The 26,740-nt window shown below is 65.4% G+C and carries 22 protein-coding genes and 1 tRNA gene; 12 read left to right on the forward strand and 11 right to left on the reverse strand.

The annotated features are described in order from the left end of the window. Positions 1 to 23 precede the first annotated feature (23 nt). Together QZ609_RS00915 and QZ609_RS00920 are read left to right on the forward strand one after the other, a co-directional pair. Complete coding sequence (locus tag QZ609_RS00915; RefSeq protein ID WP_295489778.1) at positions 24 to 1,262, forward strand: lactonase family protein; 1,239 nt, start codon at positions 24 to 26, stop codon at positions 1,260 to 1,262. A 10-nt stretch (positions 1,263 to 1,272) separates the two neighbouring features. Continuing rightward, positions 1,273 to 2,619 carry an MFS transporter gene (locus QZ609_RS00920; RefSeq protein WP_295489781.1) on the forward strand — a complete coding sequence of 449 codons (1,347 nt, stop codon included), beginning with the start codon at positions 1,273 to 1,275 and terminating at the stop codon, positions 2,617 to 2,619. Positions 2,620 to 2,745: 126 nt separating this feature from the next. On the opposite strand, the gene QZ609_RS00925 is transcribed toward QZ609_RS00920, so the two are convergent. Next, a complete protein-coding gene (locus QZ609_RS00925; RefSeq protein WP_295489783.1) occupies positions 2,746 to 4,668 on the reverse strand; it encodes an alkaline phosphatase family protein in 1,923 nt (640 codons plus the stop codon). Between the two features lie 177 nt (positions 4,669 to 4,845). Between QZ609_RS00925 and QZ609_RS00930 the strand changes: the two genes are divergently transcribed. Beyond that, positions 4,846 to 5,868 (forward strand): SGNH/GDSL hydrolase family protein, encoded by a 1,023-nt coding sequence (locus tag QZ609_RS00930; RefSeq protein WP_295489833.1) that lies wholly within the window; start codon positions 4,846 to 4,848, stop codon positions 5,866 to 5,868. Positions 5,869 to 6,049: 181 nt separating this feature from the next. Here QZ609_RS00930 and QZ609_RS00935 read toward each other — a convergent pair whose 3' ends face one another. Then, the gene (locus QZ609_RS00935) at positions 6,050 to 6,370 is read right to left on the reverse strand and encodes an alpha/beta hydrolase (RefSeq protein WP_295489839.1); all 321 of its coding nucleotides are present in this window, start codon (positions 6,368 to 6,370) and stop codon (positions 6,050 to 6,052) included. Further along, positions 6,276 to 6,974 carry an alpha/beta hydrolase gene (locus QZ609_RS00940; protein WP_295489786.1) on the reverse strand — a complete coding sequence of 233 codons (699 nt, stop codon included), beginning with the start codon at positions 6,972 to 6,974 and terminating at the stop codon, positions 6,276 to 6,278. Before QZ609_RS00940 ends, QZ609_RS00935 begins: the two co-directional genes overlap by 95 nt. 309 nt (positions 6,975 to 7,283) lie before the next feature. On the opposite strand from QZ609_RS00940, the gene QZ609_RS00945 reads away from it, so the two are divergent. Continuing rightward, complete coding sequence (locus QZ609_RS00945; RefSeq protein ID WP_295489789.1) at positions 7,284 to 8,489, forward strand: GGDEF domain-containing protein; 1,206 nt, start codon at positions 7,284 to 7,286, stop codon at positions 8,487 to 8,489. 85 nt (positions 8,490 to 8,574) lie between these two features. On the opposite strand, the gene QZ609_RS00950 is transcribed toward QZ609_RS00945, so the two are convergent. Next, the gene (locus tag QZ609_RS00950) at positions 8,575 to 9,282 is read right to left on the reverse strand and encodes a FadR/GntR family transcriptional regulator (protein WP_295489836.1); all 708 of its coding nucleotides are present in this window, start codon (positions 9,280 to 9,282) and stop codon (positions 8,575 to 8,577) included. Positions 9,283 to 9,541: 259 nt separating this feature from the next. On the opposite strand from QZ609_RS00950, the gene QZ609_RS00955 reads away from it, so the two are divergent. From QZ609_RS00955 to QZ609_RS00985, 7 genes are all read left to right on the forward strand, one after another. Then, entirely contained in the window at positions 9,542 to 10,564 is a 1,023-nt protein-coding gene (locus tag QZ609_RS00955; RefSeq protein WP_295489793.1) for a zinc-binding alcohol dehydrogenase family protein, read from the forward strand. A 3-nt stretch (positions 10,565 to 10,567) separates the two neighbouring features. Beyond that, positions 10,568 to 11,698 carry a mannitol dehydrogenase family protein gene (locus tag QZ609_RS00960; protein ID WP_295489796.1) on the forward strand — a complete coding sequence of 377 codons (1,131 nt, stop codon included), beginning with the start codon at positions 10,568 to 10,570 and terminating at the stop codon, positions 11,696 to 11,698. A gap of 130 nt (positions 11,699 to 11,828) precedes the next feature. Continuing rightward, a complete protein-coding gene (locus QZ609_RS00965; protein WP_295489799.1) occupies positions 11,829 to 13,115 on the forward strand; it encodes an MFS transporter in 1,287 nt (428 codons plus the stop codon). Between the two features lie 34 nt (positions 13,116 to 13,149). After that, on the forward strand, positions 13,150 to 14,697 hold the full coding sequence (locus QZ609_RS00970) for a UxaA family hydrolase (RefSeq protein WP_295489801.1): 1,548 nt from the start codon (positions 13,150 to 13,152) through the stop codon (positions 14,695 to 14,697). Between the two features lie 54 nt (positions 14,698 to 14,751). Further along, entirely contained in the window at positions 14,752 to 15,795 is a 1,044-nt protein-coding gene (gene uxuA, locus QZ609_RS00975; RefSeq protein WP_295489803.1) for a mannonate dehydratase, read from the forward strand. Positions 15,796 to 16,148: 353 nt separating this feature from the next. Continuing rightward, positions 16,149 to 17,582 (forward strand): cytosine permease, encoded by a 1,434-nt coding sequence (locus QZ609_RS00980; protein ID WP_295489805.1) that lies wholly within the window; start codon positions 16,149 to 16,151, stop codon positions 17,580 to 17,582. A 300-nt stretch (positions 17,583 to 17,882) separates the two neighbouring features. Then, positions 17,883 to 18,293: an HU family DNA-binding protein gene (locus QZ609_RS00985; RefSeq protein ID WP_295489808.1), complete on the forward strand. Its 411-nt coding sequence runs from the start codon at positions 17,883 to 17,885 to the stop codon at positions 18,291 to 18,293. Between the two features lie 120 nt (positions 18,294 to 18,413). On the opposite strand, the gene QZ609_RS00990 is transcribed toward QZ609_RS00985, so the two are convergent. The 7 genes from QZ609_RS00990 to QZ609_RS01020 form a co-directional block, all read right to left on the reverse strand. Then, the gene (locus tag QZ609_RS00990) at positions 18,414 to 18,851 is read right to left on the reverse strand and encodes a carboxymuconolactone decarboxylase family protein (protein ID WP_295489810.1); all 438 of its coding nucleotides are present in this window, start codon (positions 18,849 to 18,851) and stop codon (positions 18,414 to 18,416) included. A 127-nt stretch (positions 18,852 to 18,978) separates the two neighbouring features. Then, a complete protein-coding gene (locus tag QZ609_RS00995; protein WP_295489812.1) occupies positions 18,979 to 19,515 on the reverse strand; it encodes a MarR family transcriptional regulator in 537 nt (178 codons plus the stop codon). 362 nt (positions 19,516 to 19,877) lie between these two features. Continuing rightward, positions 19,878 to 21,440, reverse strand: coding sequence for a DHA2 family efflux MFS transporter permease subunit (locus QZ609_RS01000; RefSeq protein ID WP_295489814.1), 1,563 nt, complete (start codon positions 21,438 to 21,440; stop codon positions 19,878 to 19,880). Between the two features lie 69 nt (positions 21,441 to 21,509). Continuing rightward, positions 21,510 to 22,772 carry an HlyD family efflux transporter periplasmic adaptor subunit gene (locus QZ609_RS01005; protein WP_295489816.1) on the reverse strand — a complete coding sequence of 421 codons (1,263 nt, stop codon included), beginning with the start codon at positions 22,770 to 22,772 and terminating at the stop codon, positions 21,510 to 21,512. A gap of 44 nt (positions 22,773 to 22,816) precedes the next feature. Next, complete coding sequence (locus tag QZ609_RS01010) at positions 22,817 to 24,307, reverse strand: efflux transporter outer membrane subunit (protein WP_295489818.1); 1,491 nt, start codon at positions 24,305 to 24,307, stop codon at positions 22,817 to 22,819. 45 nt (positions 24,308 to 24,352) lie between these two features. Beyond that, a complete protein-coding gene (locus QZ609_RS01015) occupies positions 24,353 to 24,787 on the reverse strand; it encodes a MarR family transcriptional regulator (RefSeq protein ID WP_295489820.1) in 435 nt (144 codons plus the stop codon). A 274-nt stretch (positions 24,788 to 25,061) separates the two neighbouring features. Further along, a tRNA-Leu gene (locus QZ609_RS01020) sits at positions 25,062 to 25,146 on the reverse strand. Positions 25,147 to 25,386: 240 nt separating this feature from the next. Between QZ609_RS01020 and ggt the strand changes: the two genes are divergently transcribed. Then, on the forward strand, positions 25,387 to 26,740 hold a 1,354-nt coding region (ggt, locus tag QZ609_RS01025; protein WP_295489822.1), incomplete at its 3' end, for a gamma-glutamyltransferase.

Here is a 26,740-nt window from a genome sequence, read left to right on the forward strand (position 1 = left end):
GACAACGACACCTGGAGACACGCATGACACCGGCCCCCGCCGACCCCACACCTCACCTTGAGCCAAGCCCCTCGCGGCGGTGTCTGCTGCAGGCCGCGTTGTCCACCGGCGCGCTGGCGGCCGCGGGCGTGCCGGCCGCAGTGGCGGCCTCGGTGGCAACCGGCGCGCACCTCATCTCAACGACTTCAAAACCCATGGATATGTTTGCCTATGTGGGCTCGCGCACTACGCGCGAGCGCAACGCCCGCGGCGACGGGATCAGCGTGTTCCGCGTCGACCCGCGCACCGCCGCGCTTGAACCCGTGCAGCTCGTGAAAGACCTGGTGAATCCCTCGTTCCTGGCGATGAACCGGGCGGGCGATCGCCTCTACACCGTGCATGGCGACCTGAGCGACATCAGCGCCTTTGCCGTCGACCGGGCAAGCGGCCAGCTCACCTTCATCAACCAGCAGAGCACGCAGGGCAAGAACCCCGTGCACCTGGCAATCGACCCGTCGGGCCGCTTCATGGTGGTGACCAACCACATTGGCGCGAGCCTGGCCGTGCTGCCGATTGCCGCCGACGGCGCGCTCGGCGAGGTCATGCAACGGGTCAAGCTCGACGGCCCCATTGGCCCGCACCGCTTCGAGCAGAAGCAGGCCAAGCCGCATTTCAACCCGTTCGACCCGACCGGCCGCTTCATCATCGTGCCGGACAAGGGGCTGGACCGGACCTTCGCCTTCCGCTTTGCCGAGGGCCGCCTCACGCCTGCCGCGCCCAGCTTCGTGGCAGCGCGCGAAGGCGCCGGCCCGCGCCACGTGGCGTTCCACCCGAACGGCCGCTTCGCCTATGTCATCAACGAGCTGGATTCCACCGTCACCACGTACGGCTACGATGGCGCCACCGCCGCGCTCACGCCGTTGCAGGTGCTGCCATCACTGCCGGACACCTTCACCGGCAACAGCCGCGCCTCCGAGATCACGGTGGATGCCGCGGGCCGCTTCGTCTACGCATCGAACCGCGGCGACGACAGCATCGCGGTGTTCCGCATCGACGCCGCAACAGGCCTGCTGCATTTCGCGGGTGCCGACAAGACCGGCGGGCGCACGCCGCGCTTCTTCACCATCGCCCCGGGCGGCCGCTTCCTGTACGCGCTGAACGAAGACAGCGACAGCATCGTCGCCCTCGCCATCGACGTGCACAGCGGGCGCCTGCGCCCGACCGGCATCAGCGTGCAGAGCGGCAGCCCGGTCTGCATGGTGTTCTCCGCGCAGCAGGCTTGAGGAGCGCGACATGTCCAACGCTCAAACCTCGATGCACACGATGGCCACGCCGGCGCAGGCCGCGCCCGACGAACGCGCGATCGTGCGCAAGATCACCTGGCGCATCCTCCCGTTCGTCTTCGTGCTGTACATCATCTCGTACCTTGACCGTGCCAACATCGGCTACGCGGCGCTGCAGATGAACAAGGAACTCGCGCTCAGCAGCGAGGCCTTCGGCTTCGTCTCGGGCATCTTCTTTATCGGCTACTTCCTGTTCGAGGTGCCCAGCAACGTTATGCTCAACCGCTTTGGTGCGCGCCGCTGGATCGCGCGGATCCTGGTGACGTGGGGCATCGTGGCGATGGTGTCGGCGTTCGTGCAGAGCGCCACGCAGTTGTACGTGCTGCGCTTCCTGCTGGGCGTGGCGGAGGCCGGGTTCTTTCCGGGCATCATCGTCTACCTGACGTACTGGTTCCGCGCGCGCGAGCTGGCGACCACGGTGGCGCTGTTCACCGCCGCCATTCCCGTCTCGTACATCATCGGCGCGCCACTCTCCACGTGGATCATGGACAACGTCCACTGGCTCCAATGGAGCGGCTGGCGCTGGATGCTGCTGCTCGAAGGCGCGCCAGCCGTGATCGGCGGCGTGCTCTGCTACTGCTACCTGGCCGATCGCCCGAAGGACGCGCGCTGGCTGTCGGCAGCCGAACGCGACTGGCTGCTGGCCGAACTGGAGCGTGACAGACAAGCTCGCCCCGCCGCTGCGCACCTTGGCACGTTCAAGGTGATGGCCAACCCGAAGGTGCTGTACCTGTCGTTCATCTACTTCGTCTACCAGTGCGGCAGCCTCGGCATCGGCTACTGGATGCCGCAGATCATCAAAGGCTTCTCGGCCAGGCTGTCGCATACGGAGGTTGGGCTGATTGCCATGCTGCCGTATGTGTTTGCAACGGCGGTGATGATCTGGTGGTCGCGCCGCTCCGACCGGCATGCCGAGCGCCGGTTGCATTCGGCCATTCCGCTGGGCGTGGCGGCGCTGGCCTTTGTGGGCGCCGGCTTTATCGGCAACCCTGCCTTGGCGATGGCGATGATCTGCCTGAGCCTGGCTGGCCTGTACGCGTTCAAATCGCCGTTCTGGGCGTTGCCGACGCTGTTCCTGACGCGCTCCACCGCGGCCGTGTCGATTGCCGTGATCAACTCCGTGGGCAACCTCGGCGGCTTTGTCGGGCCGTTTGCCATTGGCTATCTGAAAGGCCAGACGCACAGCACCACGGCCGGGCTGCTGTTCCTGGCGGGGCTGCTTACGGTGTCGTTTGTCATGACGTTGCTCTTGCGCGTGAGCGAGGCTGCCACCGCCGGCTTGTCGCAAGGCGGCTGAGCGTCGGTGTGGGCGCGCTCGTCGCGTTGGCGCGGGTGCTCTCCTACATGGGAGAGCACCCGCGCCTCGGACATCGGCTGCTGCCGTGCGCCGATCGAGTCTTGCAACGCGATCGGCCATCCAGGCTCAGTTGTCGTGATCATCCCCCTGATCGCCGTCATGATCGAAGTCGAACAGGGTCATCAGATCGCCGATGGCGGGGCGGTTACTGGGGACGTACCTGTTCCCATCTTCGTGCCGAGGATTGGGCAGATTGTCGCGACTGCGCCCCGACAAGGCGCTCAGGCCCCAGTTCTTTTCGATGAATTTCAGCAACGAGGCATGGTCCGCGTAGGTATGGTCCACGTGCCCCTTCTTGGCCCAGGGCGACACCGCCAGCAACGGAATGCGGGTGCCATCGCCAAAGAAGTCCACCGGTTGGATGTAGCCGGAATCGTAGTAGCCTCCTCCTTCATCCACTGTGATGAGCACCGCGGTCTGCTTCCAGAGTTGTGGGTTGCTCCTGACGCGGTCCACCAGGTCGGCGACGAAATTCTCGAACTCCGACATCTTGGCGTTGGCCGGATGCCCAGCCTGACTCTCGAACGGACGCACGAAGGCGACCGACGGGAACTGGTCGGCATGCATCAGATCGCTGTAGAGCTCGGGTACGCCCTGCAGATTGCCTTTCAGCGACGTCGTCATGATCGACGCGAAGCCGGTGAACGGATCGCAGATGCCGCAGTATTCGGCGGTCGTCTTGGTCGGCTCGCGGCCGCCGCTGTACCACTTCCATGGAATCTTCTTGGCCGAGAGGGCGTCTGCGATGGTCGGTATGGTCTGCGGCGGCAGCGTGAACTGCGTCGCGCCGAGCGGCTTGGCCTTGCCGTCGAAGGTGTAGCCGAGGCCGTAATTGTTGACGAGGTAATACCGGCCCGCGTCGCAATTGCCGTTGCGGAACGGTTGGCCCGGCGGGCTCTTGATGAAGCTCATGATGACGCCCACGCCCGGCTGGCTCGCGTCGCTGCAGTTCACGTAGGAGCCGCCCGTATAGCCGTCTTTCGTGTACCAGTTGTTGGTGCCGGGCTTCGGATTCGGATTCTCGATCTGGTTGTCGAACGGTTTGGCCGGGGTGCCGTTCTGATTGAAATACGCGACGTCGCCTGTGGCGATGGCCATGAAGTTCGCCCCGGTGCCACCCATGATCGCCTGGTGGTAGTTGTCGCTCAGCGCATAGCGCCGGGCCAGCTTCTGGAATTTGGGCGCATCGCCGGTGCTCATGTTGTAGAAGCCCAGCGCTTCGCCACCTTGCATGGTGTTGTTCGGCCCGTAGCTGGGCGGGTTGAAGGCGTTGTCGGGGCCGATACCGGTGACGACGCCGACCCAGGCGAACAGATCGTGCTTGCCAACGTCCACCTGCTGCCACATCTGGAAGAAGCGGTGCGGCGGGTCGCCAACGAAGGAGTCGTAGGGCACGTACTTGGTGATCTGGAACGGCCCGGGTTTCAAATTGGCGGGAAAGCGCACGTCGGGCACGCCGGGGGGCAGGCCCGTTGCATAGGTGGTCTGCGGTTGCGGCAGGAAGGAGAAGGGCCCGGTGATCGCCGGGTCGATGCGGTAGACGCTCGTATTGCCCGCCTGCTGCTGAACCGCCTTCGAGAAGTTCGGGCCGGGGCTGCCGTCTGCGTTGATGATGCCCTGCGAGAGCAGGTTGTGGACCATCTGACCCTTGCCGGGCTTGTAGCCGCCGAAGAGATTGTCGAAGGTATGGTTCTCGCCGATCACGATGATCACGTGCTTGATCGGTGTTGCGGTGGGCGGCGTGCTGTCTGCGAATGCGCGGGGCGCTGGCACGAGTGCGATTGCCGCGGCACTGATCGCCATGACATGGATCACTTTCCGGAACTTGGGCTGCATAACGGGGACCTCCATCCAGGTTTGCGGGCGCAAAGGGGGGCTGCGCAGCGCCAAGTAAAGGACGCGCGAATGAAGAATCCATGTCAAAGGTTGAATACCGCGTAGCGGCGCCGGATGGGCCGCAGCGTTGTGTTGGGCGAGCGCGATGGGCATCCTGATGCACTGGCCGCGGTGGACTACTCTGTAGCAGGGCCGGCTGCATCTGTGCCCGCAGCAATGGCGAGAGCAGGGCGACACGCACATCCTCCGTGCCCAACGAAGGCGCGCATCGCAAGAACGATCGGCTCGTCACGTGAGCGCAACTGCCCAGCCGGCCGAAGGGGAGGCGCCATGCAAGGAATCCATGACAAGGTTTGCGCTGCAATGCTTGCCGCGGCGGTTGCATTGCTTGCCGCATGCGGTGGGGGTGGAGCAGGCTCGGGCAATGGCGGTGGCATGACTGCCCCGCCGGGTGGCGTTCAGCTGCAAGTGGTCTCATTCGGCGACAGCCTGTCGGACGTCGGGACCTATGCGCCAATCGCGAACGCGGCGGGTGGCGGGCGTTTCACGACCAACCCGGGGCAAGTGTGGACGCAAGATGTCGCGCAATACTACGGCGACACGTTGAGCGCGGCGTTTACGATCGACCTCACACGTGCATTGACTGCGCAGGGCGGACTCGGCTACGCGGAGGGTGGTTCGACGGTTGCGACGCCGGCCAACCTGTATGACTTCCTGACCGATGTGATCGGCAATGTGGAAATGCCCGTCAATCAGCAGGTTTCGAGCTACCTGGCTGCGCACGGAAGCTTCAATGCCAATCAACTGGTGCTGGTCTGGGCGGGCTCGAACGACGTGCTGCGCGCCGGAGCCCTGCCAGCCGCGGCGCCGACCGTGCAGACGGCGGCGACCACGCTCGTGCAAGTGGTCGGACAGATCCTCCAGAGCGGCGCCACGCACGTCGTGTTGATCAATGTTCCGAATATCGGGCTCTCGCCCACCGGCCTGGCCGCGCCCGACGGCGGGGCAAACCTGACCCAGTTATCGCAGATGTTCAACGCGAGCTTGAACACCGCCTTGCAAGCCAATGGCCTGCAAGGCAAGGTCATCCAGATCGATTCCTATACCTGGATGAACCAGACCATCGCGGCCTTTCAGGCCAATGGCTTCGTCGTGTCAAACACCAGCTCTGCCTGCGACCCTGCGAAGACGCCCCATGCGACGGCATTGCTGTGCTCGCCAGCGACCTACGTGACGGCCAATGCCGATCAGACCTACGTGTTTGCCGACAACCTGCATCCGTCCACGCATGCGCATGCATTGTTCGCGCAATTCGTGGAGCAGCAGATCGCCAAGAGCGGTCTTGGCCACTGAGCCTGCGGAAGCGATGACTTGCGCGATGGCTTGCCAACTGCGTCAGTTGGCGAGGGTGTCTGATCAGTCCGGACACAGTCTGGCGGCACCCCCTTGACCTCAAGTCGACTTGAGCCCGCATCATGCAGCTTCCCCATCCCGCCGCCAGATGCGAGCACGCTGAGCATCCCAGCGCGCGTCGTCAATGCGCCGCCAGGAACCCCAGTACCGCCTGATTGAACCCAGGCGGGTTAAGCCGCGGCATGCTATGCGCGGAATGCTCCACCAGCTTGCGCTCCGGCGCTTTCATGCACTGGGCGATGTTGTCCATGACCACATGAAAGATGACCGGGCTCTGGTCCGCCCCCAGCAGGAGCGTAGGGACGGAAATCCGCTGCGCGTCGGCGCATGTGTAGGCGTCGGCGTTTTCATTGACGGCGCCCTTGATCGTCCAGGCGTTGTCGCGGTAGGCCTGCTTGGCCGTCTCCGGATACTTTTCCTCCCAGGCGCGGGGCCCGTTCACTGAGGCGGCAAACATCGAAAGCCCATCCCTCGATGTCACCCTGATTGAGGCGTTCCAGCACCTGCCTGGAGAGCGCGGCAGCGGCTTTTGCTTCTTCGGCATACTTCGGGTCGGTCGGCATGAACGCGCGGACATTGCGCCCGCCTTCGGCGATCACCAGGCTGCGGACCAGTTCGGGGTGCGCGTTGGCAACGAACATGGCGACGGTGCCTCCCCTTGAGTGCCCGATCAGATGGACGGGGCCTGCATTCAGTGCCTGGATGAACGCCGCGACATCGGCGGCATGCTGCTGGTAGGAGAAATCACTCCCGTTGCCGTCCCAATGCTCCGGGTAGTAGTGCCGCAGGCTCACGGAGATCACGCGATGCCGGGCCGAGAATGGTTCCATTTGCGCCGCAAAGTAGCGGTAGTCTGAAAGGGAGCCATGCACCAGAACAACGGGAACACCGGCGCCCCGTTCCACATACGCCATGTCGTAGCCATTGACCCGCAGGAATTTGACGCCTGGGGGCAGGCTCCACGTCCGCGCAACGTCGGCAGGCGTCGACTGGCAGGCGGAGAACGCAATGCAGATGAGAGCGACGAACCAGCGCGCGAGCCGCATTTTGGTCACCTCCGATGCGGTGGCAAGACAATGATCATCATCTTGCCGGTGCGCGCATAAGTCGTGCCATCGGTCGCGGAGATTGAGGTTGGCTCGTGGCGGATGGCTGCACGCCATGCCAGGGCGGCCAATCAGTTGCAATGTTGAAACAGATCCACGCTACCGGCCGAGGCTTCATCGAGGTGGGCGGGAAGGGGCCGCAGGCTGGGCATTGGCCTTCGGCATCCCCCCGGGCCGGTGATGCCCAACGTCAAACACGTCACGTAGAATCGGCCGGACTTCAATTGAACCGGTCCGCCGGGCCTCCGGATGCTAGACCCCGCCGTCGTCATTACGACCTCCGCGCTGATGAGCCTGGTGCTGCTGGTGCTGCTGGGTTCGCTGCTGCGCTCAGGCAAGCATGGGGTGCAGGAGTGGTTTGCCGCCAACCTGTGCGTGGTGGTCGCGCTGCCGATGATCCTGCTGCGCGGGCACATTTCGGACGTGTTTTCCATCGTCGTCGCCAACGTGCTGCTGGCGTTGGGCGCAGCGGCGTACTACGCGGGTTGCGCGCGCTTCCTGGAGCGCAATCCGCATTGGCCGCGCATGCTGACCGGCGTGGCGGCGGTGGGCGCGGCGGTGGTGTACTGGCGCTATGGGGTCGACAGCATCCCATTGCGCGTGTTCTTCACCACCTTGTTTTCTGCGGTGATCTGCCTGGCGGTGGTGCTGGTGCTGCGCCAGCGTCCGGCGGGCCGTTCTGCCTATCCCTATCGTGCAACGACCCTGATGGCCGTCATCTTCGGGGTGTGTCAGCTGTTGCGCGGCCTCTATTTCGTGACGCTGGATGCCACGCCCGGCATGTCGATGTTTACCGCCACGGGCAATGTGGTGCTGCTGATCGCGACCGGCCTCATGCCCGTGCTGTCGATGTGCGCCATGATGATGGTGCACGATGCGCTGCTGGCTGATGCGCGCGATGCGGCCAACCGCGATTTCCTGACCGGCGCGCTCTCGCGCAAGGGGTTCGAGACGCTGGCCCGGGCCCAGATCAGCCGCGCGAGCCTGCTCGACCAGCCGCTGTCGTTGCTGATCATCGACCTCGATCATTTCAAGCGCATCAACGACACGCTGGGCCACGCCGCTGGCGATGGCGTGCTGCGTGCCTTCGTGGGGATGGCGCACGCGCAGCTGCGGCAGGCCGATGCGCTGGGCCGCCTGGGTGGCGAAGAGTTTGCCTTGCTGCTGCCCGACACCGATGTCGAGCGCGCGGTCAGCCTGGCCGAACGCTTGCGCGGTACCGCTGCGGCACAAGCCGTGATGGTCGGTAGCGCGCCGTGCCAATACACGCTCAGCGGCGGCCTGGCCAGCTGGCAGTCGGGCGAGACGTTCGATCGGCTGTGTGCACGCGCGGACAAGGCGCTGTACGAAGCGAAGCGCGCGGGCCGCAACCGGATCTGCGTCGATCCGGCGGGCGAGGCACGCCAGCCCGGCGCGGGCGGTGGGCGCGAGGCACTGCCGGCAATGGCCGATTGATCCGTCGCAGGCGCTGCACGTCAGGCGGTGAGAACAATCTCCACGCGCTCCTTGCCGTGCCCCTTGAACTGCTCGGCGGTCATGGTCAGGCGCGCTTGAGCCGGGCCATGACGCGCTCGACCGAGGCCTTCAGGTGGCGTTGCATGGCGGCCTGGGCCTGGATGGCGTCATGTGCTTCCAGCGCCTCCAGGATGTCCTTGTGCTCGCGGAGGGCGTCGGCCCAGGTGGATTCGTTCTCAAAGTGGCCGCGCAGCTTGGTCGACAGTGGGTTGTGCCGCTCGTCGTACAGTGCGGCAACCGTGCGCACCAGCACGTCGTTGCCCGTCATCTGGGCAACGGCGACGTGAAACTCCCGGTCCGCCTGCACGGGGATCTGCCCGGCGTCCAGCTCGCGCGCCATCGTTTCATAGATGCCGCGCAGCGCCTTTAATGCCTTGGCCTTGGCGAACGGCGCGACGCTGGCCACGATCGCGCCCTCGATCACCGAGCGGGCGTTCATGATGTCGACCATGCTGTCGCCCAGTTCCTCCCGCGGCGGTGTTGCCTCCGCTTGCGCACCGGGCGCGGCGCACACGTAGACACCCGATCCCATCCGGATCTCGACCCGTCCTTCCAGTTCCAGCGCCACCAGCGCCTCGCGCACCGACGGCCGCGACACCCCCAACCGCTCCGCCAGTGTGCGTTCGGACGGCAAGCGTCCGTTGGGCGCGAAATCCGGCTGGTCGATCAGCGTGCGCAGCTTGTCGGCGATCTGGAGATAGAGACGGCGGGTCTCGGCGGGTTTGACTGCCACGGGGCGATTCCTTTCGAGAAGGGGCGCCAGCCAAGCCTTTGCCGCCGGCACCACGAGCGACGATTGTAAATCGAAGGCCTCGGCACGAGGACGTTTCACCACTTGGGCGCCGGTATGCGGGCTTTCCCTCGATTTGTAAAATTGGCTTGACCAGTTTCGAATGTTTGTCTAATTTTGCGACTGGTAAGACCAAATGGTCTTGCGCGCCAATGGCCTGCCAACGGGCGTGCCCCTGTCCCGAGCCCCACAGAACCGTTCGATGAAAACCGTCATTTGCGAAGCCCCCGGCAAGCTGGCCGTGGCAGAACAACCGCTGCCCGCTGCCGGCCCCGACGATGTCCTGATTCGCATCAAGCGCGTGGGCGTGTGCGGGACCGATCTGCACATCTTCACGGGCAACCAGCCGTACCTGTCGTATCCGCGCGTGATGGGGCATGAGCTGTCGGGCATTGTGGAATCAGCGCCGGCCGGCGCGCGCGTGCAGGCTGGCGACCCGGTCTACGTGATGCCGTACCTGTCGTGCGGGCACTGCGTCGCGTGCCGGGCGGGCAAGACCAACTGCTGCACCAACATCCGTGTGCTGGGCGTGCATGCCGATGGCGGCATGGTCGAATACCTCGCCGTGCCGCAGGCGTTCGTCTTCAAGGCCGATGGCGTGACGCTCGACCAGGCCGCGATGATCGAATTCCTCGCCATCGGTGCGCATGCGGTGGCGCGTGCCGACATTGCGCCCAGGCAGCGCGTGCTGGTGGTCGGCGCCGGGCCGATCGGCATGGCGGTGGTGATCTTCGCCAAGCTGCGCGGCGCGCAGGTGACTGTGCTGGATGGCCGCGCGGACAGGCTGGCCGTCTGCGCCACGGCCTTGAACGCCGACCATGCCGTGTCGCTCGACACCACGGAGGCCGCCACCGACGCCAAGCGCCTGGCCGAGCTGACCGGCAACGAAGGCTTCGACGTGGTGTTCGATGCCACCGGCAACATCAAGGCGATGGAGCGCGGCCTGGACTTCGTCGCGCATGGCGGCAAGTACGTGCTGGTGTCGATCGTCAGCAGCCGCATCTCGTTTTCCGACCCCGAGTTCCACAAGCGCGAGACCACGCTGCTCGCCAGCCGCAACGCAACGCCGGCCGACTTCGAGACCGTGCTCGACGCCATGCGTGCGGGCAAGATCCCTACGGCGGCGCTGAACACGCATACGCTCGCGCTGGGTGACCTGCCCACTGAATTCCCCAAGCTGCTGGACCCGGATGCTGGCGTCATCAAGGCGCTGGTTGCGTGCTGAATCATGGGTAACCCGATCCTCCAGTTCGGCACCAGCCGTTTCCTGCAGGCGCATGCCGATCTCTTCATCTCCGAAGCGCTGGGTGCGGGCCGCGCGCTTGGTCAAGTGACGGTGGTGCAGACCACCGTCAATCCGGAAAGCCGCGCGCGCGTTGAGGCCTTGCGAGCGCAGGACCGCTACCCGGTACGGATTCGCGGCATGCGGCACGGCGCCGTGGTCGATACCACGACTGACTGCACGGCGATCAGCGAAGCGCTCGACGCCAACACGGATTGGCCGCTCGTGCGCGAACGCTTTGCACACGATGCGCGCGTCGTGATCTCGAACACGGCCGACAGCGGCTATGCGTGCTTTGCGGAGGACACCGCAGACCTGCTCAGCCCTGGGGCACCTGTGCCGCGCGGTTTCGCCGCCAAGCTGGTCGTGCTGCTGCAGGCGCGCTTTGTAGCCGGTGCGGCACCGCTGACGCTGCTGCCCTGCGAGTTGGTGACGAACAACGGCGACACCTTGCGCGATCTCGTTGCCCGCCTCGCGCGGGAGTGGCGCGCTGATCCGGCCTTGGTGCACTACATCGAGCACACCTGCATCTGGGTGAACTCGCTGGTCGACCGCATCGTGTCGGAGCCGATCCGGCCCATCGGCGCGATTGCCGAACCGTATGCGCTGTGGGCGATCGAGCGGCGCGCCGGCATGGTGCTGCCGTGTGTGCACGACGCGATGATTGTGACCGACGACCTGCCGCACTACGCGCGCCTGAAGCTGCTGCTACTCAATCTCGGCCACACCTACCTGGCCGAGCGTTGGCAGGCGGATGGCCGCCCCGCCGACGAGAACACCCTGCACGCGATGCGCGATCCGGCCTTGCGTGCCGATCTGGAAGCACTGTGGCGCGACGAGGTGCTGCCCGTGTTCGATGCGCTGGACAAGGGCGGCGACGCGCGTGCCTATCTGGACGAGGTGCGCGAGCGTTTCCAGAACCCGTTTCTCGATCACCGGTTGTCCGACATTGCCCGCAACCATGATGAAAAGAAGCTGCGCCGCTTCCAGCCCGTGATCGACCTGGCGCATGAGCTCGGCTTGAACGTGAGGCAGCCGCGCCTGACCGCCGCGCTGCGCGCATCCGTACCCGCTTGACGCAAGCAAGACACGCCATGCCGATCCGCCAAAGAGCGAACGGCATGGAAGACGAGACGGCCCGCCTCGATGGCATCACGGCGGGCCGCGGAGACCACACCACAGATGCCAGCACCAAGGAGACTGTGTCATGAGGAAGATGCGATGGGTCGTCATATTCTTTTGTTTCTTGGCGATCGCCGTGAACTACATCGACCGCGCGAATCTTGCGGTCGCCGCCCCGGAAATTGAGAAAGCGCTCAACATCGGCCCCGCCGAGATGGGCCTGATCATGAGCGGGTTCTTCTGGACCTACGCGCTGATGCAGATGCCGTTCGGCTGGTTTGTCGACCGGGTGGGCGCGCGCATTGCGCTGCCGCTGGCGGTGGGCTGGTGGTCGCTCTTTACCGCGGTGACTGCGTTTTCCTCCAGCGTGGCCGGCATGTTCGGCTGCCGCCTGCTGCTCGGCGTGGGAGAGGCGGGCGCGTATCCGTCGTGCGCGAAGCTCGTTAGCCAGTGGTTCAAGCCCGCGCAGCGGGCGCTGGCCACCAGCATCTTTGATAGCGGCTCGCGTGTCGGCTCGGCGCTGTCGATTCCGGTGGTGGCGCTGATCATCAGCGAGCTTGGGTGGAAGGCGGCGTTCGTCATCACCGGTTTGCTGGGCGTGGTGTGGATCGTGGGCTGGCTCATCATCTATCGCGCCCCGGCGCATGCCGATATGACCGGCGAACACGATGTTGTACACACACCGCAGGCGCGCGCAGCGGGCAACGACGTCTCATGGGGTTCGCTGTTCCGCCACCGCACGCTATGGGGCATGATGCTCGGCTTCTTCTGCCTGAACTTCGTGATCTATTTCTTCATCACGTGGTTCCCGAGCTATCTGGTGCAGACGCACGGCTTCTCGCTCAAATCGCTCGGCACGCTGGGGATGATCCCCGCGCTGATCGCCATCCCGGGTGGCTGGCTGGGCGGCTTTGTGTCCGATGCCTTGTATCGCCGCGGCTGGAGCCTGACCGCCGCGCGCAAGACCTGCATGGTGGGCGGCATGCTGATGTCGTCGGCGATCACGCTGTCGGCCTTCACAACCAATGTCTATCTGGTGCTGATCTTCTTCGGCATCTCATACGGCAGCCTGGCGTTTGCTGCGGCCAGCATCTGGTCGCTGCCCGGTGACGTCGCCCCCACGCCGCGTCACGTGGCTTCCATCGGTGGCATCCAGAACTTTGCGTCGAACCTGGCCGGCATTGTCATCACCACCTTCACCGGCGTGATGCTGGCCATCACCAAGGGCTCGTTCACGATTCCGCTCGTCGTGGCGGGCGGGTTCTGCTTCCTGGGCGCGTTCAGCTATCTCGTGCTCGTGGGCAAGATCGAGCCGCTGCCGATCGAACCGGCGCGCATGGGCGTGCCGGAAGGCGCGGGGTCGTCGATCTGATGCGCATGTTTCTCCCTGTTCTCGCAACCGTCTCATGCTGACTCAAGCTTCTGCCACGCATGCGGTGATCCGCCTGCACCCCAACGACGATGTCGTCATCGCCACCCGGCAATTGATGTCTGGCACACGCATCGATGCGGAGGATCTGGTGGTGTCCGGGCTGATCCCGCCCGGACACAAGATCGCCACGCGCGCGATTGCCAAGGGCACGCCCGTCAAGCGCTACAACCAGATCATCGGTGTGGCGCGCGAGGACATTGCTCCCGGCCAGCACGTGCACGTGCACAACCTGGGTATGGCGGATTTCGCGCGCGAGCACGCGTTCTGTGCCGATGCGCATCCGACCGCGTATGCCGCTGAGCCGGCGCATTTCCTGGGCATCCGACGTGACGACGGGCGCGTCGCCACGCGCAACTACATCGGCGTGCTGACCAGTGTGAACTGCTCGGCCACCGTGGCGCGTGCGATTGCAGACCACTTCCGGCGCGATGTGCGCCCGGATGCGTTGGCGGATTTCCCGAACGTGGATGGCGTGATTGCGCTCACGCACGGCATCGGCTGCGGCATCGACACGCAAGGGGAGGGCATCGCGATCCTGCGCCGCACGCTGGCCGGCTATGCGGCGCATCCGAATTTCGCTTCGGTGCTGTTCATCGGGCTGGGCTGCGAGACCAACCAGATCGGCGGCGTGCTGGAGGCAGGCGGCCTGCCGGATGACGCACGCCGACTGCGCGCCTTCACCATCCAGGACAGCGGCGGCACGCGCAAGACCATTGATCGCGGTATCGCGATGGTGCGTGAGATGCTGGCCGAGGCCAATCGCGTGCGGCGCGAGCCGGTGCCGGCCTCGCATCTGTGCGTGGGCCTGCAGTGCGGCGGGTCGGATGGCTATTCGGGCATCTCGGCCAATCCGGCGCTGGGCGCGGCAGTCGATCGCCTTGTGCAGCACGGCGGTACGGCCATCCTGTCGGAGACGCCGGAGATCTACGGCGCTGAACACCTGCTGACGCGCCGCGCGGCCAGCCCCGCCGTGGGCGAGAAGCTGCTGGCGCGCATCGCTTGGTGGGAGGCGTATTGCGCGCGCAATGGGGCGGAGCTGGACAACAACCCGTCGGCCGGCAACAAAGTCGGTGGCCTGACCACGATCCTGGAGAAGTCGCTGGGCGCGGTGGCCAAGGGCGGCACGACCAACCTTGTTGACGTGGTCGAATACGCGCAGCCGATCGACGCCAAGGGCTTCGTGTTCATGGATTCGCCGGGCTACGACCCAATGTCGGCCACCGGGCAGGTCGCCTCGGGTGCCAACCTGATCTGCTTCACGACCGGGCGCGGCTCGGCCTATGGCTGTGCACCGTCGCCATCGCTCAAGCTGGCGACCAACACCGCGCTGTGGGAGCGCCAGGAAGACGACATCGACATCAACTGCGGCGGCGTGGTCGACGGCACGGCCAGCATCGACGCGTTAGGCGAGGCCATCTTCCGCATGATGCTCGACTGTGCCTCGGGCACGCCTTCGAAGAGCGAGCTGCATGGCTATGGCCAGAACGAATTCGTACCCTGGCAGGTGGGCGTGATTACGTAGCAGCGCGGCGCCGTCGCGGTTCCGCTCCTCTCGCAATCACCAAGGAATCCGATCATGAAGATGACCTTTCGCTGGTACGGCGACGCCGACCCGGTGCCGCTCGCGCACATCCGCCAGATTCCCGGCGTGGTCGGCATCGTTTCGGCCATCTATGACGTGCCGGTGGGTGAGGTGTGGCCCGTCGACAAGATCCAGGCGCTCAAGAGCAAGGTCGAGGCACACGGCCTCAAGCTCGAGGTGATCGAGAGCGTGCCGGTGCATGAGGACATCAAGCTCGGCAAGCCCACGCGCGACGCGCTGATCGCCAACTACGGGCAGACGCTGCGCAACCTGGCGGCATGCGGCGTGAAGGTGGTCTGCTACAACTTCATGCCGGTGTTCGACTGGACCCGCACGTCGCTGGAGATGCGCCTGCCCGATGGCTCGACCACGCTCGCGTTCGATGCGCAGGCGGTCGATCGGCTCGACCTCAGCGATGGCATCCAGCTGCCCGGCTGGGATAGCAGCTACCGCCCCGCAGAACTCAAGGCCCTGCTGCGCGAATACGAGACGCTCGACGAATCCGGGCTGTGGGCGAATCTCGAATACTTTTTGCGCGGCGTCATCCCCGTCGCCAAGGCGGCCGGCATCAAGATGGCGATTCACCCGGACGACCCGCCGCGCCCGATCTTCGGGCTGCCGCGCATCGTGAAGAACCGCGAGGACCTGCGCCGCCTGCTGGCCATCGTCGACGATCCGGCCAATGGCCTGACGTTGTGCTCGGGCTCGCTCGGGGCGGACCAGCACAACGACATCCCGGCGATGGTGCGCGAGTTCGGCGCACGCGGGCGCATCCACTTCGCGCACTTGCGCAACGTGCGGACCAACGCGGAGGGCGACTTCTACGAGACCTCGCACCGCTCGGCCGATGGCTCGCTCGATATGGCCGAGATCGTCAAGGCCTACTTCGAGACCGGCTTTGAGGGTTACGCGCGTCCGGACCATGGCCGCATGATCTGGGGCGAAACCGGCAAGGCCGGCTACGGCCTGTACGACCGGGCCCTCGGCGCGGTCTATTTGAACGGCATCTGGGAGGGGCTCGCCAAGTGCGAGCCCTAGACGCCCGCCCCAAGCCCTTCACAGAACCCTCCCTGGGGCCCGCTCGAGGCCCCATCCCTCTCAGCTTTCGATCCTCATCGCTGCCCCGCGCAACGGTCGCGTTTGCGCGGCGCATGGCGCATTCCACCCATGAAATCATCGGGTAACTACGGATTTATCGATATTTGTATATACAAGAATATCGCCTTCGCGACGCGCTTCAGTGCGTGCGTTCAGGCCATGCCCAGACGGTTTCCGTTCGAAAAAGATCGTGAGTAAGCCATGTGGTCTGAGGATTTGTATATGCAAAGCGCGCCCCACCGGCGCCCGCAGCGCAACGCCCCCTGCCACCGCAACATCCTGGAGACTGATCCATGGCAACACCCACTGACCGTGCCGCCGGCGACGGGCTGATCGAATCCCGTTCCATCGATTTCATTCCCGACACCGAGCGCCACGGGAGCCTGCTGAGCCAGTTCACGCTGTGGATGTCGGCCAACATGCAGATCACGGCCATCGTGACGGGCGCACTGGCTGTGGTGCTGGGCGGCGATGTGTTCTGGTCGCTCGTTGCCCTGCTGATCGGGCAACTGATCGGCGGTGCGGTGATGGCGCTGCATGGCGCGCAGGGCCCGCAACTCGGCCTGCCGCAGATGATCTCGAGCCGTGTGCAGTTTGGCGTGTACGGCGCGATGATCCCGATCGTGCTGGTGTGCCTGATGTACATCGGCTTCTCGGCGAGCGGCTCGGTGCTGGCGGGGCAGGCCGTGGCGCAGCTGCTCCATGTCGACGACGTCGCCGGCATCGCCATCTTTGCCGCGGTGATCGTCGTGCTGACGATCTGCGGTTACCGGTTGATCCACCTGGTCGGGCGCGTGGCCAGCGTGGTGGGCGTCATCGCCTTCGTGTTCATGTTCGTTCAGCTCTTCGCGCATCACGATGTGGGCGCGCTGCTGCAGAACCGGCACTTCTCGCTGGCGAGCTTCCTGCTGGCGATGTCGCTGTCGGCCTCGTGGCAGATCGCCTTCGGCCCGTACGTGGCGGATTACTCGCGCTACCTGCCGCGCTCGACGTCGCCGCTGGGCACCTTCCTGGCGGTGGGGCTCGGCTCGGTGATCGGCGCCCAGGTGGCGATGGTCTTCGGGGTGTTTGCCGCCGCGCTGGCGGGCGGCCAGTTCAGGCATCACGAGGTGGCGTACATCGTCGGGCTGGGGTCCACGGGGGCCGTTGCCGCGCTGCTGTATTTCAGCATCGCCTTCGGCAAGGTCACGGTGACGGCGCTCAATGCCTACGGCAGCTTCATGTCGATGGCGACCATCGTCACCGGCTTCGGTGGGCAGCGTGCGGTGTCGACGCGGCATCGGCTGCTCACCATCCTGGGCATGATCGGGCTGTCGACGCTGCTGGCCATTGCCGGGCGCCATTCGTTCCTGAAGGAGTTCTCCGCCTTCATCCTGTTCCTGCTCGCGTTCTTCACGCCGTGGAGCGCGATCAACCTGGTGGACTACTACGGCTTCACGAAGTCGCGCTATGACGTGCCCGCGCTGTCCGACCCCAATGGCCGCTACGGACGCTGGAACGTCATGACCATCGCGGTGTATGTGATCGGGGTGCTGGTGCAGATGCCGTTCATCTCGACCCACTTCTATACGGGGCCCCTGGTCGAGACGCTGGGTGGGACGGATATCTCGTGGATTCTGGGCCTGATCGTGCCGGCCGTGCTCTATTACGTGGGCGCGCGCGTGTCGTCGCGCAGCATTCCCGAGCGGCTGATCCTGCCGGCTGAGCGTGGCGGGATGGCTGGCTGAGCGGATGCCACTCTGCGGCGACCGGTTTCGTGTGGCGCGCATCGGGTGGCACGCGCCGGGTGCGCGGGCATCCGTCCCTGTGAAGGCGATCGCGGAGATTTTTCCGGCGCCTCGCGGCGCGCACAGCAGTGCGTCCGTTCGTGGCACCACTGAGCCACCGAACCCAGCGAGAAAGGGGGATCGGGCGCAACCCCGGGGTAGTTCTTGATGGGTGCCAGATTTGCTATGCTTGCTGACAGCGTATTGCAGGGGCGATACGCCGAGCCTGAATGGTCCATTCACCTAATTCTGACTTCTACTATGGCGACCAAAGCTAAAACAGCAGCAAAGAAAGCGACACCGAAAAAGGCCGCGACGGCAAAAAAGCCTGCCGCCACTGCAGTGTCGGTCAAACCGTTGAAGGACACTTTCACCAAATCCAGCTTGGTGAGCCATCTGGCCGAACAGGCGCAGGTTGATGCCAAGGCGGTGAAGGCTGTGCTACTCCACCTGGAGAACACGATCACAGGCGCGCTGCACAAGAAGGGGGCCGGCGAATTCACGCTGCCCGGCCTGTTCAAGGTAACGTCCGTGAAGGTGCCAGCGACCAAGCGACGCTTTGGTAAGAATCCCTTCACCGGGCTGGAACAGTGGTTCGAAGCGAAGCCCGCGACGGTGCGTGTGAAAGTTCGCGCCCTGAAGAAGGTCAAGGACGCGGCCCTGAACGGGTAAGACGTCACAAAGAAGAAAGGGGGCCAAGGCCCCCTTTTTTTGTGCCGATTCGCGCCCCAGACAACATTGTCGAATCTCGGGGCGCGCGTCAGATGCAACGACGGTCTCGCTGCTCGCGCATCAAGCCGGCATCTTGCGGAAGGCAATCGCAAAGCGGTTCCAGCTGTTGATTGCCGAAATAAGCAGCGTCAGGTCGACGATCTCTTCGTTGCTGAAATGCGGCTTGACGGCTTCCCAAACCACGTCGGGTACGTGGCCCTGCGACACGAGCGTGACGGCTTCAGTCCATTCCAGCGCGGCGCGTTCCCGCTCCGTAAAGAATGGCGTTTCGCGCCAGACGACCACGGCCGCCAGTCGGCGATCGGTTTCGCCGCCGCGGCGCGCATCGGTCGTGTGCATATCCACGCAGAAGGCGCATCCGTTGATCTGCGACGCGCGCAGCCGGACCAGCTCGGCCAGGGGCTTTTCAAGCGATGATTTGCCGATCCTGTCTTCGAGCGCGAGCATGGCCTTGATCGCATTCGGATTGGCGTGATAGAAGTCGAGGCGTTGTTCCATGATGTGCTCCTGGATTGGTTGAGATCAGGATGCGGCAAACCCAAGATTGGGCGCGGACGCGGTGTTAAACGTGGGTCATTCCCACCCAAACCGGACCAGTGTTAACCGGGTCCGGTTTGGGTGGGAATCACCCGTTATTGAGCGATGTGGCTGCGCCCTCCATCAGTTGCGATAGTGTTTGCAACGATTGTGGTCCCAGGGCGGCGCTCAACGTGCCGACCAGGCGCTTGCGCATCCGATGATCCACCGATTCGCACAATGCGAGGCCGACCGGCGTGATGGACAGCTGGACGCTACGCCGGTCCTGCGTTCCCCTGGTGACCTCGATGAGCTGACGCCGTCGCAGCAGCTGCGCCGTGCGCGAGAGTCCGCCGGTGTCTCGGCTCAGTGCCGCCGCGACTTCCGTCAGCGTGCCCGCAGCTGCATGGCGCAAGTGGCAAAGCATGAGCCATTGCAGCAGGTTGAGCTCTGCGCCATCGAGTAGGTCTGCCATGCCACGCTGCAACGCGCTATTCAAGCGGCTGGCAGCCACGAGCATGTCGAGCAACACGGTGCTCCCCGGCATCGAGGCGCCGTCATCCGCGTGGTCCGGGGCTGGATGCTTTCGTGGCGGGACGACGGCGCCAGCATGCGGATGCTTGGTATCCAAGGCGAGTCTTGTCATGGTGGTGATCGTTGAACGCAAGACGAAAAAGCGTGACGTTTTCAAGGCGCTTTGGATTAGCGGAGCAGGGTGTCCGCGCGGATCAGCGTCAGCGTGATGACGTGCATTGCGCAAGCCGCTGCCATCAGCAGCATGCTGGCGATGATGGATGCGGTCATGGTCTGGAGCGCGATGTCGGAAAGGAGGGACTCCCCTCGCCAACTGACGCTCGCCAGACGGTGCGAGGCACGGCGGAGCCTTGCCTTGGCAGCGGAAGAGTAGGTGCTCTGCGACATCATCGGCTCCGGGCGGCCTGTCCTGTGGAGTGGCGAGCCGTCTCTGACGCGTGTCTGGACGGCTCTGCACATGGGTGGCATCGACCGTCAGTGCGCGGCCACGGCACCGGCGGCGGCACCCTTGACCGGCTTGGTCAGCCAGACCAGCGGCACGATCACCACGAAGATCACGCCCGAGATCCAGAAGATGTCGTTCAGGCCGAGCATGGAGGCCTGCGCGTTGAGGCCGCGCTCGAAGTAGCCCAACGCTTGAGCCGGGCTGAAGCCGAAAGCGGCGCGGATGCTGTCCAGCGCGGCGGCGTAGGCCGGGTTGTTCACGCTGCTCTGTTCGGCCAGCTGGGCGTGGTGCAGGATGGTGCGGTTGCTCCATGCCGTGGTGGCCAGCGACGTGCCGACCGCGCCGCAGAACACCCGTGCGAAGTTCGACAGGCCGGCAGCGGCCGGAATCTTGTCCGCCGGCAGGCCCGACAGGATGATGGCCGTGAGCGGCACGAAGAACAGCGCGGTCGGAATGCCTTGCAGCAGCGTCGGCAGCACCAGCGACCAGCTATCCACGCCGGTGGTGTAGCCCGAGCGCATGAAGAACACTCCCGCAAAGCCAACGAACGCCACGGTCGCCAGCACGCGCATGTCGGACTTCGGCAGGATGCGGCCCAGCACCGGCGTCAGCAGCACCGCAAAGATGCCCAGCGGCGCGGTGGCCAGCCCCGCATTGACGGCCGGGTAGCCGAGCCATTGCTGCATCCATTGCGGCAGGATCACCAGGTTGGCGAAGAACACCGCATACGCCACCGAGATCGCCACCGTGCCCGAGAGGAAGTTGCGGCCGGCAAACAGGCGCAGCTCAACGATCGGGTGTGCGTCGGTCAGCTCCCATATCAGGAAGAACACGAAGCCGATCAGCGCCACCACCGCCAGGCCGACGATGAATGGCGAGCTGAACCAGTCCAAGTCCTTCCCCTTGTCGAGCATGACCTGCAGCGCCGCCACCCAGATGACGAGCGAGGCCAGGCCGATCTTGTCGATGGGCAGCTTGCGCGAGGCCGACTCGCGGTCGCGGTAGAGGAACCACGTCACGGCGGCGGCAAACAGGCCGACCGGGATGTTGATGTAGAAGATCCACGACCACGAGTAGCGGTCGGTGATCCAGCCGCCGAGCAGCGGGCCGGCAATGGGGCCGACGGTGGCCGTCATGGCCCACAGCGCCAGCGCCGTGCCGCTCTTCTCCTTCGGGTACGAGCCCAGCAGGATCGCTTGCGACAGCGGCGTCATCGGGCCGGCCACCGCGCCCTGCAAAATGCGCGCGGCCAGCAGCACCGGCAGGTTGGGCGCCATGCCGCACAGCCACGACGACAGCACGAACAGCACGATGGTCGCCACGAACAGGCGCACCTGCCCGATACGCTGCGTGAGCCAGCCGGTGAGCGGGATCGACACCGCGTTGGCCGCCGCGAACAGCGTGATGACCCAGGTGCCTTCATCCACCGACACGCCCAGGTTGCCGGCGATGGTGGGGATCGCCACGTTGGCGATCGACGAGTCCAGCACGTTCATGAACGTGGCCAGCGCCACGGCAAAGGACCCGAGCGCCAGCTTGCCACCGGTGAGCGGGGCGGGCTGGGCAGGCAGGGTAGTGGCTTGAGCATCCATGGTGGCCTCGCAGGGGGGTGCGTCCGTTTTTTCTGATTTGTCAGATAGTTGGGTAAAAAAGGGGGAGGCTTACATCTGCGGGGCGGTATTGCGCGGTGTGCCTGCATGCGCGAGCTGCGTTTGCGCGCCGGCTTCGCCGGTGCTGTTCTGCGCGATGATGCGGGTGATCTCGGCGTTGGCGTCTTCGCCGTAGCGGCGGAACACGTCGGTGCGCGTGGCGGTATTCAGCGGCACAGCGGGCTGCGTGCGCGGGATGCTGGCGGCGCCGCGCGTGTTGATCTCCACCTGCATCGACAGGCCGATCTGCAGCGGGTGCTCGCGCAGCTCGGCCGGGTCAAGCTGGATGCGCACCGGCAGGCGCTGCACGACCTTGATCCAGTTGCCGGTGGCGTTTTGCGCCGGCAGCGTGGCAAAGGCGCTGCCGGTACCGGCCGAGAAGCCCGCGACCTTGCCGTGATACGTGACGGCGTTGCCGTACATATCGGCGCGCAGCTCGACCGGCTGGCCGATGCGGATGTGCTTCATCTGCATTTCCTTGAAGTTGGCGTCGATCCACACGCCGTCCAGCGGCACGATGGCCATCATCGGCGTGCCGGGGGCGACGCGCTGGCCGACCTGCACCGAGCGCCGCGCCACATAGCCGGTCACGGGCGCGGGCAGCGTGTTGCGCGCGTTGGCGAGGTAGGCGTCGCGCAGCTTGGCGGCGGCGGCCTGCACGCTGGGGTGGGCGGCCACGGTGGTTTGCGCGGTCAGGGTGCGGTTGCTTGCCAGTTGCTGGCGTACGGTTTCCAGCGCGGCCTCGGCAGCGCGCACGGTGTCGCGAGCATGGCCAATGTCTTCCGCCGACACCGCGCCGGCTTCGGCCACGGTGGTGCGGCGGCGCAGGTCGTCGCGGGCGCGGGACAGGTCGGCCTCGCGCTGGGCGATGGTGGCGGCGTACACGTTGTTGTTCACGTACAGGGCGCTGACCTGGCGCACCGTCTGCGCGAGCTGAGCGCGCGCATTGTCGAGCGCGACTTCGGCATCGGCCGGGTCCAGCGAGACGATCGGTTCGCCGGCCTTGACGATCTGCGTGTCGTCGGCGTTGACGGCCACCACGGTGCCCGACACCTGCGGCGTGAGCTGCACGAGGTTGCCGTTGACGTAGGCGTCGTCGGTGTCTTCGTGGTACTGCGCAACGCTGACGTAGTACGCGCCATAGCCGGCGGCGGCCACGACGGTGGCCAGGCCCAGCGCGATCAGCAGGGCCTTGCGGCGAGTCTTCAGGGTGGCGGCGGGAGCGGTGGTGGTTTCGGCAACCGCCTGCGTTTCGTTTTGGAGCGGGGCGTTCATTTGGGCACCTGTTCGGTAGAGCGATACGAATGGGAGGCAGCGGTTCAGCGGGCTTGCGTGTGTTGCGCGGCTTGCGCTTGCAACGTGTTCTGCGGCGTTTCCTGGTAGCCGCCACCGAGTGCAGCGGCCAGGGCGATCTGGCGATCGCGGCGCGCCATGCGCAGGTTGGCGACCTGCTGGTCGGCGGCCAGCGCGTTGGCCTGTGCGTGCAGCACCGTGAGCTGCGTGGTCAGGCCGCCCTTGTATTGCGCCAGCGCCAGTTGCAGCGCGCGGCGGGCGGCGTCCTGGGCGCGCACGCTGGCGGCCAGTTCGTTGTCGATCGCGCGGATCTCGGAGAGCTGCGTTGCCACGTCGGACAGGGCGCTCACCAGCGTCTCGTTGTAGTGCGCGACGGCGTAGTCGAAGTCGGCATAGCGCCCCTTGAGCTGGGCGCGCAGCGCGCCGCCATCGAAGATCGGCAGGTGGATGGCCGGGCCCACGCCGGCGGTGCGGCTGGCAGCGGTCAGGAAGCGGCCGAAGCCGAAGGCGTCCAGGCCGATCATGGCGGACAGGTTGATGTCCGGATAGAACTCGGCCTTGGCGACGGCGATGTCGTGCGTGGTGGCGTCGACGCGCCAGCGGGCGGCGACGAGGTCGGGGCGGCGCGAGACGAGGTCGGCCGGCAGGTTGTCGGGCAGGGCCACCACATCGCCCACGCCCAGCGCCGGGCGGGCGATCGCCAGGCCGCGGTCCGGGCCCTTGCCGAGCAGTGCGCCCAGCTGGAAGCGCACGCGCTGCACGCTGCCATCCAGCGACGCGATGGCGGCTTCGGCAGTGGCGACGTCGGCCTCGGCACCGCGCTTTTCCACATCCGTATCGAGGCCCATCGTCACGCGCCCTTGCGTCAGGCGCAGCACCTGCTGGCGTTGTGCGAGCTGATCGGCGGCGATGTCGCGCAGGGCATACAGCCGGGCCAGCTCGTTGTAGGCGCGGGCGATGGCGGTGGACAGCGTGAGCTTGACCTGCTCGGCCTCTGCCTCGCTGGCGCTCAGGGCGGACACCGTCGACTTGAGCGCCTCGCGGTTCTTGCCCCACAAGTCCAGGTCGTACGAGGCGTTCACCACGGCCTTGTTCTCGGTCTGCCAGGCGCCGGCGTACGGCGGCGGCACGAGGGCGGTCTCCGAGAAGCGCTGGCGGTTCATGCTGTAACCGGCCGACACCTGCGGCAGCGTGTTGGCGTTGGCGCCTTCGCTGGCAGCGGCGGCGGCGGCCACGCGAGCGCGGGCCATCTCCAGCGACGGGCTGCCTTGCAGGGCTTCATCGATCAGCGCCCCCAGCTGCGCGTCACCAAACTGCGCGGCCCAACCGGCAGCGGGCCAATGACCTTGTTCGGTGGGCAGACTCTGCGTGGTGGCGAAGCTGGCGGGCTGGGCCATCTGCTTGTCGCTGTGGATGCCCGCGTAGTTGGCGCAGCCGGCCAGCACGGCAATGTACACAGCCGACAACATGAGCGCCGGACGGCAGAGCAGGGCGGCGGATTTCGTCTGATTTTTCATTTTCTGATATGTCAGATAAATGGATAAAAAAATGCGGACCTGGGTTCAGTCCGCAAACTTCTTCAGCAAGCGCAGGAATTCCTTGAACTCGGCTTCGGTGAAGCGCTGGAGCCGGCGGTTCAGCACCTCCGAGGCAATGTCGGGAACCTGGTCGGCCGTGTCTGCGCCCTTGGCGGTCAGTTCGAGGTTGATCACGCGGCGATCTTCGATGTTGCGGCTGCGCACCAGCAGGCCCTTCTGCTCCAGCTTGTCGAGCGTGCGCGTCATCAGGCCGGTGTCCATGCCGAGCAGCTTGGACAGCTCATACGGCGTATTGGCCAGGCCACGCAGCACCGACAGCAGGATCCCCATCTGCTGGCTGGTGATGTCCAGCGGCTTCAGGGCGTCGTCCAACTCCATCGCCGTCAGGTTGCGGGCGCGGTTGATGTGGAAGCCCACGCTCTGCATCACCTGGAAGTTGTCTCGGTTGTAGTGCTTCATCTCGCGCTCGCTACGGTGTTGGACTTCACAGTATTTGACAAGTCAGATTCTGTCAAGGTGAAATTGTAACGAGCCCGGCGGGCGGCACCTGTCAGTGTCATGTCGTTGCTGCCATGTGGGAGCGTTACCAAGCGCGGGCTTTTGTGTCCCGCTGATGCCCAATTGGGTCTGGATGGGGCAGCCCCTTATCGTATCGCCATGGACAACAAAAAACCCGCGAGGCTTGTCGCCACGCGGGTTTCTGTCCGTCCTCGAACTGCTTCGGACGATGTTCTGGTGCCCAGGAGAGGACTCGAACCTCCACGGAGTTACCCGCTAGTACCTGAAACTAGTGCGTCTACCAATTCCGCCACCTGGGCTAGGTGAGCCGCGCATTCTACCCAACCCGCCAGAATTTGCAAGCGGTTCGCTGCAGAAAATGCAGTGAGGCGCAGGCCGCTCGGCAAGACGAGGTGATTGGGCGGATGGCGCGGCGAGAAAGACCCCACTGCCGGCCCGCAATGCGGGGTAGCGGCGATGGTGCGGCGGGCCGCGTTTTGGTAGGGTTCGATTTCGTTTTTAAACGTATGCCGAATAACGGCATACACGAGGGAGACTCTATGAATCCGAAACCGAGCCTGCGGTGGGGTGCCGCGGTTGCGTCCCTGTTGGTGACGACAGCGTTTGTGCCGGCGTCGTACGCGGCGTCTGTTGCGCCGGTGGCCGCCGAGAACGGCATGGTCGTCGCGGCCCAGCATCTGGCTGCCAAGGTGGGTGTGGATGTGCTCAAGCGCGGCGGCAATGCCGTCGATGCCGCGGTGGCGGTGGGCTACGCGTTGGCGGTGGTGTATCCGGCGGCCGGCAACCTGGGCGGCGGCGGGTTCATGACGATCCAGCTGGCCGACGGCCGCAAGACCTTCCTCGACTTCCGCGAGGTCGCGCCGCTGGCGGCGACCGCCAACATGTACCTGGACAAGGACGGCAACGTCATCAAGAGCGCCTCCACCAAAGGCCACCTAGCCGTGGGCGTACCGGGCACCGTGTCCGGCATGGAATACGCGCGTCAGAAGTACGGCACCATGAAGCGCGCCGAACTGATCGCGCCGTCCATCCAGCTGGCCGAGAAGGGCTTTACGCTGGACCAGGGCGACGTCGACATGCTGCACACGTCCACCAAGGACTTCCAGGAAGACCCGGCCTCGGGCGCCATCTTCCTGAACAAGGGCCAACCGTTTGAGGTGGGCCAGAAGCTGGTGCAACGCGACCTGGCCAAGACCCTGAGCGAGATCAGCAACAAGGGCACCGACGGCTTCTACAAGGGCTGGGTCGGCAGCGCCATCGTGGCATCGAGCCAGACCGGCAAGGGTTTGATCACGCAGGCCGACCTGAACGGCTACAAGACGCGCGAACTGGCGCCGATCGAGTGCGATTACCGCGGCTACCACGTGGTCTCCGCTCCGCCGCCGAGCTCGGGCGGCGTGGTCATCTGCGAGATGCTCAACGTCCTGGAAGGCTATCCGCTCAAGGAGCTGGGCTGGCACTCCGCGCAGGCCACGCACTACCAGATCGAAGCCATGCGCCACGCCTATGTGGACCGCAACAGCTACCTGGGCGACCCGGACTTCGTGAAGAACCCGCTCGACCGCCTGCTGGACAAGGGCTATGCCGCCAAGATCCGCGCCTCGATCGACTCCAAGCGGGCCGGTGTGTCTCAGGATATCGCGCCCAGCATCGCACTGCACGAGGGCAGCAACACCACGCACTACTCGATTGCTGACAAGTACGGTAACGCCGTGTCGGTCACGTACACGCTCAACGACTGGTTTGGCGCCAAGGTCACGGCGGCCAAGACGGGCGTGATCCTGAACGATGAGATGGACGACTTCACCGCCAAGGTGGGCGTGCCCAACCTGTACGGCCTGGTGCAGGGCGAGGCCAACTCGATCGCCCCGGGCAAGCGTCCGCTGTCGTCGA

This window comes from uncultured Ralstonia sp., from assembly GCA_913056305.1.
Lineage (GTDB): Bacteria > Pseudomonadota > Gammaproteobacteria > Burkholderiales > Burkholderiaceae > Ralstonia.

What these genes read in the sequence shown, in the direction of transcription:
- QZ609_RS00915 (WP_295489778.1), top strand. Translation starts at nt 24, where the DNA reads ATGACACCGGCCCCCGCCGACCCCACACCTCACCTTGAGCCAAGCCCC.
- QZ609_RS00920 (WP_295489781.1), top strand. Translation starts at nt 1,273, where the DNA reads ATGTCCAACGCTCAAACCTCGATGCACACGATGGCCACGCCGGCGCAG.
- QZ609_RS00925 (WP_295489783.1), bottom strand. Translation starts at nt 4,668, where the DNA reads ATGCCCATCGCGCTCGCCCAACACAACGCTGCGGCCCATCCGGCGCCG.
- QZ609_RS00930 (WP_295489833.1), top strand. Translation starts at nt 4,846, where the DNA reads ATGCAAGGAATCCATGACAAGGTTTGCGCTGCAATGCTTGCCGCGGCG.
- QZ609_RS00940 (WP_295489786.1), bottom strand. Translation starts at nt 6,974, where the DNA reads ATGCGGCTCGCGCGCTGGTTCGTCGCTCTCATCTGCATTGCGTTCTCC.
- QZ609_RS00945 (WP_295489789.1), top strand. Translation starts at nt 7,284, where the DNA reads ATGCTAGACCCCGCCGTCGTCATTACGACCTCCGCGCTGATGAGCCTG.
- QZ609_RS00955 (WP_295489793.1), top strand. Translation starts at nt 9,542, where the DNA reads ATGAAAACCGTCATTTGCGAAGCCCCCGGCAAGCTGGCCGTGGCAGAA.
- QZ609_RS00960 (WP_295489796.1), top strand. Translation starts at nt 10,568, where the DNA reads ATGGGTAACCCGATCCTCCAGTTCGGCACCAGCCGTTTCCTGCAGGCG.
- QZ609_RS00965 (WP_295489799.1), top strand. Translation starts at nt 11,829, where the DNA reads ATGAGGAAGATGCGATGGGTCGTCATATTCTTTTGTTTCTTGGCGATC.
- QZ609_RS00970 (WP_295489801.1), top strand. Translation starts at nt 13,150, where the DNA reads ATGCTGACTCAAGCTTCTGCCACGCATGCGGTGATCCGCCTGCACCCC.
- uxuA (WP_295489803.1), top strand. Translation starts at nt 14,752, where the DNA reads ATGAAGATGACCTTTCGCTGGTACGGCGACGCCGACCCGGTGCCGCTC.
- QZ609_RS00980 (WP_295489805.1), top strand. Translation starts at nt 16,149, where the DNA reads ATGGCAACACCCACTGACCGTGCCGCCGGCGACGGGCTGATCGAATCC.
- QZ609_RS00985 (WP_295489808.1), top strand. Translation starts at nt 17,883, where the DNA reads ATGGCGACCAAAGCTAAAACAGCAGCAAAGAAAGCGACACCGAAAAAG.
- QZ609_RS00990 (WP_295489810.1), bottom strand. Translation starts at nt 18,851, where the DNA reads ATGGAACAACGCCTCGACTTCTATCACGCCAATCCGAATGCGATCAAG.
- QZ609_RS00995 (WP_295489812.1), bottom strand. Translation starts at nt 19,515, where the DNA reads ATGACAAGACTCGCCTTGGATACCAAGCATCCGCATGCTGGCGCCGTC.
- QZ609_RS01000 (WP_295489814.1), bottom strand. Translation starts at nt 21,440, where the DNA reads ATGGATGCTCAAGCCACTACCCTGCCTGCCCAGCCCGCCCCGCTCACC.
- QZ609_RS01005 (WP_295489816.1), bottom strand. Translation starts at nt 22,772, where the DNA reads ATGAACGCCCCGCTCCAAAACGAAACGCAGGCGGTTGCCGAAACCACC.
- QZ609_RS01010 (WP_295489818.1), bottom strand. Translation starts at nt 24,307, where the DNA reads ATGAAAAATCAGACGAAATCCGCCGCCCTGCTCTGCCGTCCGGCGCTC.
- QZ609_RS01015 (WP_295489820.1), bottom strand. Translation starts at nt 24,787, where the DNA reads ATGAAGCACTACAACCGAGACAACTTCCAGGTGATGCAGAGCGTGGGC.